Source organism: Anaeromyxobacter sp. SG64 (genome assembly GCF_022690745.1).
Lineage (GTDB): Bacteria > Myxococcota > Myxococcia > Myxococcales > Anaeromyxobacteraceae > Anaeromyxobacter > Anaeromyxobacter soli.
The window spans coordinates 1-6,921 of sequence record NZ_JALCZB010000152.1 but is presented as its reverse complement, the minus strand read 5'-3'; the positions used below and the strand labels follow the sequence as shown (position 1 = coordinate 6,921).

The following is a 6,921-nucleotide window of genomic DNA, read 5'->3' as shown; positions in this document are numbered from 1 at the left end:
CGGCACGCCGGGCTGCGCCGCCGGGTCCGAGCCAGCCGCCTGGCGGCCCTTGCCGGGCCCGGTCACGGCGCCCGCCGAGGCCCCCACCTCGGCGGCGACCGCCCCCGCGAGCCCGGCCGCAGCCTCGGCCGCCTACGGCTCCGACGCGGAGCGCTGGCGCGCGGCGGTGGACGAGGTGGAGAAGGTGAGCCCGGTCGCCGCGCCGATGCTGAAGCAGGCGGCGCTCCGCGGCATCCGCGACGGCGAGGTCGCCATCGTCATGCCGACGGACTTCCTCGCGAAGAGCGTCGAGCGTCGCCGCGCCGAGGTGGAGGAGGTGCTGGCGCGCTTCCTCGGCGGCCCCGCGCGGCTCGCGATCTCGGTCGGCGCGGTGCCCGCCGACGCGCCGCAGGCCGCGCCGGACGCGCGCGCCCCGACGCCGCCCCCCGCGTCGATCGCCGCGGCGGAGGCCGCCGAGCGCCAGGCGCGCAGCGCGAGCGTCCGTGAAGCCGCCCGGAACCACCCCAACATCCGCGAGGCCGCGCGCATCCTCGAGGGCGGCATCGAGAAGATCGAGGAGCTCTAGCGGCTCCAGGAGCGACGAATGGACATCCAGTACCTCATGCGTCAGGCCAAGAAGCTCGAGAAGGCGATGGCCGACGCGAAGGAGCAGCTCGCCGGGGTCTCGGTCGAGGCCGAGAGCGGCGGGGGGCTCGTGAAGGTCACCATGAACGGGAAGTGCGAGGTGACCCGCCTCGTCGTCGACCCGAAGGCCGTCGATCCCGCCGACAAGGGGATGCTCGAGGACCTCCTGACCGCCGCCGTGAACGCCGCCGTCGAGAAGGCGCGCGCCGCGGCCGACGAGCACCTGTCCAAGGCGACCGGCGGCATCAAGATCCCCGGGGTCGTCGGGTAGCCATGGCGGTCGCGGATCCCATCGCACGGCTCGTGAAGGAGCTCGCGAGGCTGCCGGGCATCGGCGAGAAGACCGCCCAGCGCCTCGCGTTCCACATCCTCAAGGCCGGTCCGGCCTACGCGGGCGAGCTCGCCGGCGCCATCGCGGGGGTGGTCCGCGACGTCCGGCTCTGCTCGGGCTGCCAGACGCTCACGGACAAGGACCCGTGCGCCGTCTGCGCCGACCCGCGGCGCGATCCCAGGGTCATCTGCGTCGTCGAGGGCGTCCCCGACCTCCTCGCCATCGAGCGCACCCACGAGTTCCGCGGCCGATATCACGTGCTCCACGGCGCCCTGTCGCCGCTCGACGGGATCGGCCCCTCGGAGCTCAAGATCCGCGAGCTCCTCGTGCGGCTCGAGCGCGAGCCCGCCGACGAGATCGTCGTCGCCACGAACCCCGACGTCGAGGGAGAGGCGACCGCGCTGTACCTCTCGAAGCTCCTGAAGCCGCTCGGGGTGAAGGTCTCCCGCATCGCTCAAGGAATTCCCATGGGCGGTGATCTCGAATACGCTGACCAGGTGACGCTGGCGCGCGCGCTCGCCGGTCGCCGCGAGCTCTGAGCGCATCGCTCGGTTCGTGCGGGGCCCGGTCGACGTACGCTCATGGTGAGCCCGTCGAACCATGCGACAGCCGGCTACACCGCTCGCGGCGCCGTGGCCGCCGGATTGAAAGGGGCGAGGTTCCCTGGTATTTCGCCATGGACTCGGACCTTCGCGGAGCCCAGCGCGCATGAATTCCGGCTTGGTGATGTACGAGGAGGAGTTCCGGCTCATCGCCGGGATCTGCGATCGGCTCACCCGCGACGCGAACGCCAAGGTCGTCTTCCTCGTCGACAAGAACGGTCAGCTCATCTCCTCGAGCGGACAGGCGCAGAACCTCGACACGACCTCGCTCGCCTCGCTCACCGCGGGGAACGTCGCCGCCATGGGCGGCCTCGCGAAGCTCATCGGCGAGAAGGAGTTCCCGAACCAGTTCCACGAGGGGGAGCGCGAGTCGCTCCACATGAGCATCGTGGGCGGCCGGGTGGTGCTCGTCGTCATCTTCGACGCGAAGAGCTCCCTGGGGCTCGTGCGCCTCCGGGTGAAGAAGGCCGGCGAGGAGCTCGGGAAGGTCTTCGACGGGCTCGCGAAGAAACAGACGGCGCCTGGCGCGGCGAGCCCGTTCGCCGAGATCACCGACGACGACATCGACAACCTCTTCAGCGAGTGATCATGAGCTTCATCAACTACAGCTCGCGCGAGATCAACTGCAAGATCGTGTATTACGGCCCGGGTCTCTGCGGGAAGACGACGAACCTCCAGTACGTCTACGCGAAGACCAACCCCGACGCGAAGGGCAAGATGATCTCCCTCGCGACCGAGACGGAGCGGACGCTCTTCTTCGACTTCCTGCCGCTGTCGCTCGGTGAGATCCGCGGCTTCAAGACCCGCTTCCACCTCTACACGGTGCCGGGCCAGGTGTTCTACGACGCCTCCCGCAAGCTCATCCTGAAGGGCGTCGACGGGGTGGTGTTCGTCGCCGACTCGCAGATCGAGCGCATGGAGGCGAACCTCGAGTCGGTCGAGAACCTGCGCGTGAACCTCGGCGAGCAGGGCTACGATCTCGACAAGATCCCGTACGTCGTCCAGTACAACAAGCGCGACCTCCCGAACGTCGCCACGGTCGACGAGCTGCGCCGGCTCATCAACCCGCGCGGCGTCCCCGAGTACCAGGCGGTCGCGCCGACCGGCGTGGGCGTCTTCGACACCCTCAAGGCGGTCGCGAAGCTCGTCCTGACCGAGCTGAAGCGGGGCGCTTAGCCCCTCGTTCCACCCGCCGGAGCCGAGGCCGGGCGGTCTCCGCGTGCTATAACGACCCAGAGTCGAACGCGACCCGGAAACGGAGCGCGCTCGGCTCGGGGAGGGGAGCGACGCGGTGCGAGTCCGGTGCCTCATCGCCCTCGGTGCCGTCGCGCTCCCGGCGCTCGTGACCGCGCAGGACGCCCCGCCCCCGGTGCGCACGCTCGAGGAGCGGGTCTCGGGCCTGCACGGCAAGCTCGCGCCGGCGAACGCGCGGCTGCGGGATCTCTACGAGCGGGTGGGGGCGGAGCTCGCCGCGGGGACGCGCGCCGTGCTCCTCCACCGCGACGAGCTCGGTCCCGCCTACGCGCTCGAGTCGGCCTCGTACGCGCTCGACGGCGCGGCGCCCGACGCGCCGCCGCCGACGGCCACCGCCCGAGGGGTGGCGGCGGAGATCCTCGATCGACGGGTGGCCGCGGGCGCGCACCGGGTCTCCGCGGAGCTCGTGTACCGCGTGCGCTCGAGCCCGGACGGCACGCCTCGGCGGCTCGACGTTCGCTCGTCCTACGCCTTCGACGCCCGGCCGGGGATGGTCACACGCGTCACGCTCGTCACCTACGACCGCGGCGGTCCGGAGGCGGAGGAGGAGCGCGCCGCGGTCCGGTTCGAGCTCGTGGTCGAGGGCGAGGCGGCCGCCGAGGGCGCTCCCGCCGAAGGCGACCCTGCCCGGCCGTGACCCGTCGTGTACGCGTGCCCCGGTCACCGGCGACGGTACGCCGCGCCGCGTACCGGTCGGGGCGGTCCTCCTCCGGCCTCCGAGGATCGCGCGTGCCGCAGGAGCGGGAACGCGATAAACGGAACGAGGCGCCGCGCGCCGAGCGCGGTATGTTACGCCACCTTCGTTCGGCAGGTGCGCGTCGTCGGTCGGCCGGGCCTTGCGCCCGCCGCGAGGCGGCACCGGTCTCGGAGGGGCGCCGTGCGACGGGCGAGCCCGGGGCGGCACGGATCAAAACGGTAGCCAGAGAGGTGCACGACATGACTTCCAAGATGCGGATCTCGATCGTCCTCATCGCTCTCGCCACGGCTTGCGCGACGGGCGGCGGCGGCGGCGGCAAGGGCCGGGCCTCGCGGTTCTACCCGGCGACCTACAAGCTCCCCGCCGAGAGCCAGCTCGACGATGCCGAGCGCGGGAAGATCCGCGACGCGCGCACGCACTACGAGCGGGGGCTCGTCGCCCAGCAGTCCGGCAACGTGGACCAGGCGCGCGCGGAGTGGACCACCGCCGCCGAGAACTACGTGCAGTTCGCCGACCAGTTCCAGTCCTCCGAGTGGCGGATGCCGGTGCGCTACCGCGCCGCCGAGCTCCTCATGCAGGGCATGCAGTTCGAGCGCGCCGCCGAGCAGGCCCAGAAGGTCGCGTCCGACCCCGAGGCGGACGCGGCGTCCAAGGCTGTCGCCGGACGGCTCGCGGCCGGCGCCTGGCTCAACGCGGCCAACCAGAAGGTGAAGGCGAACCAGCTCGAGCCGATCAAGCTCGCGAACGCCGATCAGCGCCGCGGCGAGCCGCTCAAGCCCCGCGTCCCGCCGGGCGAGTGGAAGCGCTTCGTCGACGCCACCGACGTGTACCTGCAGAACCTCGACGCCGACCCCGAGCTGAAGAAGCCCGCCGCCGAGCGCCGTGGCGGTCTCCCGCCCGCCCAGCTCGCGCTCATCGGCGCCGAGGTGGAGTACGCGTTCGACAACATGGAGGACGCGCGCCACCGCTTCGACGAGATCCTGAAGCGCTGGCCGAACGAGGCCGACGTGCTGGAGAGCGCCGTCCCGCTGTACCTCCAGACCTTCCTCTACGCGAACGACGAGGCGGGCTACCAGGCCGAGGTCGCGCGCGTCCGCCAGCTGGTCGAGGCGCAGGTGCAGAAGGCGACCGACCCGAAGGAGAAGGAGAGCTTCGCCAAGGTGACCGAGTCGCTCTCCCGGGCCGAGGCGGGCACCCAGTTCGCCGCCGCGCAGAAGCTCCTCGACGAGGGCAAGCCCGCGGACGCCGCCCAGGCGTTCGAGAAGCTCGCGTCCGATCCGAAGGGAGGCGACGCCGCGAACGCGCTGCACAACGCCGCCGTCGCGTGGGACAAGGCGGGCAAGGTGGAGCGCGCCGCGGAGGTCCGCGAGCGGATCCTGAAGGAGTACGGCGACTCGAGGGTCGCGCCGAACAACATGCTCCTCCTCGCCGTCTACAAGTCGAAGAAGAACGACCACACGGGCGCGGCGAAGATGTACGAGGAGTTCCTGCAGAAGAACCCCGAGTCGCCGAACCGCTGCGTGGCGCTCCAGAACGTCGCCTCCGAGCTCGACATGGCGAAGAAGCTGGCGCCGGCCGCCGAGCGCTACGTCGTCTTCGGCAAGGACGAGAAGTGCGCGTCCGCCGACGCGAACGTCGCCGCCCGGGCGCTGTACCGCGCCGGGCGCCTCTTCGAGGACGCGAAGCAGAAGGCGAAGGCGAAGGAGGCGTACGCCGCCGCCGTCGCGATGAAGGGCGTGACCGACACGGTCGCGAAGAGCCAGGTCGACGACGCGAAGCGCCGGATGGCCAAGTAGCGAAGCCGCGCGCCGCGCCGCGGCGCCCGGAGCCTCACCCCGCGCCCGCGCCGCTCCCGTGAATGGGAGGGCGCGGGCGCGGTGCTTTCGCGGGGCCGCGCCCCGATCGGCCGGCATGCTCGACGCGGCGCTCGCGCGAGCGCTGCGGCTCGCCGCCCGCCGCCCGCCGACGCCGACGCCGGCCCGGGCGTTCCGCGCTCGCGAGCGTCCGCGGCGCGTCCGGCGCGAGCGCGCGGCGGGCCGGGGAAGCTCCTCTCGCGCGCGCCCAGCAGCGATCCGGCGCTGGCACGGCCCCTGCTGAACGTCCGTGCATGCTGGTCCGCATCCGCTCCGGCGCCGTGCTCGGCGTGCAGGCGATCCCCGTCGACGTGGAGGTCGAGGCGACGCTCGGGATGCCGGGCTTCCACCTCGTCGGGCTCGCCACGGGCGCCGTGCAGGAGGCGAAGGTCCGGGTCGCCGCGGCGGTGCGAAACCTCGGCGTGAAGCTGCCGCACAAGCGGATCACCGTGAACCTCGCGCCGGGGGACCTGCGCAAGGACGGCACCGGCTTCGACCTGCCGATGGCGATGGGCGTGCTCGCGGCGGTGGAGGAGGTCCCCGCGGACGCGCTGGCGAGGGTCCACTTCGTCGGCGAGCTCGCCCTCTCGGGCGAGGTGAAGTCCGTCCGCGGCGTCCTCCCGCTCGCCATCGAGGCGCGCCGCGCGGGCGCGCTCGCGATCGTCGTCCCGCAGGCGAACGCGCTCGAGGCGTCGATCGTGGAGGGCGTGAAGATCCTGTCCGCGGGTCACCTCGGCGACGTGGTCGCCTGGACGCGCGGTTCGGCGGAGCTCCTCCCGCCGCCGGGGGCGGTGCCGGCGCCGCCCCCGGGCGTCCCCGTCGACCTCGCCGACGTGACGGGCCAGGAGAACGCGAAGCGGGCGCTGGAGATCGCCGCCGCGGGGGGCCACAACCTGCTCTTCTTCGGGCCGCCGGGCAGCGGCAAGACGATGCTCGCCCGCCGCCTGCCGACGCTCCTCCCGCCCCTCGCGTTCGAGGAGGCGCTCGAGGCGACCGTGGTCCACAGCGTCGCGGGGCTCACCCGCCACCGCGGCCTCCTCGCCGATCGCCCCTTCCGCGCGCCGCACCACTCGATCTCCGACGCCGGCCTCGTGGGCGGCAGCAGCGTCCCGCGGCCTGGCGAGGTCTCGCTCGCGCACCAGGGCGTCCTGTTCCTCGACGAGCTCCCCGAGTTCCGGCGCCACGTCCTCGAGGCGCTGCGGCAGCCGCTCGAGGACGGCGAGGTCACGATCGCGCGGGCCGGCCGGAGCGTCACGTACCCCGCCGAGCTCACGCTCGTCGCCGCGATGAACCCCTGTCCGTGCGGCTACCACGGCGACCGGCGGAGGCGCTGCCACTGCACGCCGCACGAGCTGCTCAGCTACCGGCGGCGCATCTCGGGGCCGCTGCTCGACCGGATCGACCTGCACGTGGACGTGCCCGCCCTCGCCACCCCGCTGCTCGGCGAGGCCGCGGCCAGCGGGCCGACGAGCGCGGAGGCGCGCGCCCGGGTCGCCCGCGCGCGCGAGGTGCAGCGGGGGCGCGCCGGCGGGCGCGGGGCGAACGTGAACGCCCGCCTGC

The 6,921-nt window shown here is 73.1% G+C and carries 7 protein-coding genes and 1 pseudogene; all 8 read left to right on the top strand.

Annotation, left to right across the window (positions count from 1 at the left end; all coding sequences use genetic code 11):
- Nucleotides 1-565: pseudogene (locus tag MNZ29_RS23170) on the top strand (DNA polymerase III subunit gamma/tau); the annotation flags it as partial.
- 18 nt (nucleotides 566-583) lie between these two features.
- A complete protein-coding gene (locus tag MNZ29_RS23165) occupies nucleotides 584-895 on the top strand; it encodes a YbaB/EbfC family nucleoid-associated protein (protein WP_242341461.1) in 312 nt (103 codons plus the stop codon).
- Nucleotides 896-897: 2 nt separating this feature from the next.
- Nucleotides 898-1,494 carry a recombination mediator RecR gene (recR, locus tag MNZ29_RS23160; RefSeq protein ID WP_242341460.1) on the top strand — a complete coding sequence of 199 codons (597 nt, stop codon included), beginning with the start codon at nucleotides 898-900 and terminating at the stop codon, nucleotides 1,492-1,494.
- 169 nt (nucleotides 1,495-1,663) lie between these two features.
- The gene (locus MNZ29_RS23155) at nucleotides 1,664-2,143 is read left to right on the top strand and encodes a roadblock/LC7 domain-containing protein (RefSeq protein WP_242341459.1); all 480 of its coding nucleotides are present in this window, start codon (nucleotides 1,664-1,666) and stop codon (nucleotides 2,141-2,143) included.
- 2 nt (nucleotides 2,144-2,145) lie between these two features.
- The gene (locus MNZ29_RS23150) at nucleotides 2,146-2,733 is read left to right on the top strand and encodes an ATP/GTP-binding protein (RefSeq protein ID WP_242341458.1); all 588 of its coding nucleotides are present in this window, start codon (nucleotides 2,146-2,148) and stop codon (nucleotides 2,731-2,733) included.
- A gap of 115 nt (nucleotides 2,734-2,848) precedes the next feature.
- Complete coding sequence (locus tag MNZ29_RS23145; RefSeq protein WP_242341457.1) at nucleotides 2,849-3,448, top strand: hypothetical protein; 600 nt, start codon at nucleotides 2,849-2,851, stop codon at nucleotides 3,446-3,448.
- Between the two features lie 299 nt (nucleotides 3,449-3,747).
- Nucleotides 3,748-5,304, top strand: a complete 1,557-nt coding sequence (locus MNZ29_RS23140; protein ID WP_242341456.1) for a tetratricopeptide repeat protein — start codon at nucleotides 3,748-3,750, stop codon at nucleotides 5,302-5,304.
- 311 nt (nucleotides 5,305-5,615) lie between these two features.
- Nucleotides 5,616-6,921, top strand: a 1,306-nt coding sequence (locus tag MNZ29_RS23135; RefSeq protein WP_242356952.1) for a YifB family Mg chelatase-like AAA ATPase, incomplete at its 3' end; no start/stop codon positions are given.

What these genes read in the sequence shown, in the direction of transcription:
- MNZ29_RS23165 (WP_242341461.1), top strand. Translation starts at nt 584, where the DNA reads ATGGACATCCAGTACCTCATGCGTCAGGCCAAGAAGCTCGAGAAGGCG.
- recR (WP_242341460.1), top strand. Translation starts at nt 898, where the DNA reads ATGGCGGTCGCGGATCCCATCGCACGGCTCGTGAAGGAGCTCGCGAGG.
- MNZ29_RS23155 (WP_242341459.1), top strand. Translation starts at nt 1,664, where the DNA reads ATGAATTCCGGCTTGGTGATGTACGAGGAGGAGTTCCGGCTCATCGCC.
- MNZ29_RS23150 (WP_242341458.1), top strand. Translation starts at nt 2,146, where the DNA reads ATGAGCTTCATCAACTACAGCTCGCGCGAGATCAACTGCAAGATCGTG.
- MNZ29_RS23140 (WP_242341456.1), top strand. Translation starts at nt 3,748, where the DNA reads ATGACTTCCAAGATGCGGATCTCGATCGTCCTCATCGCTCTCGCCACG.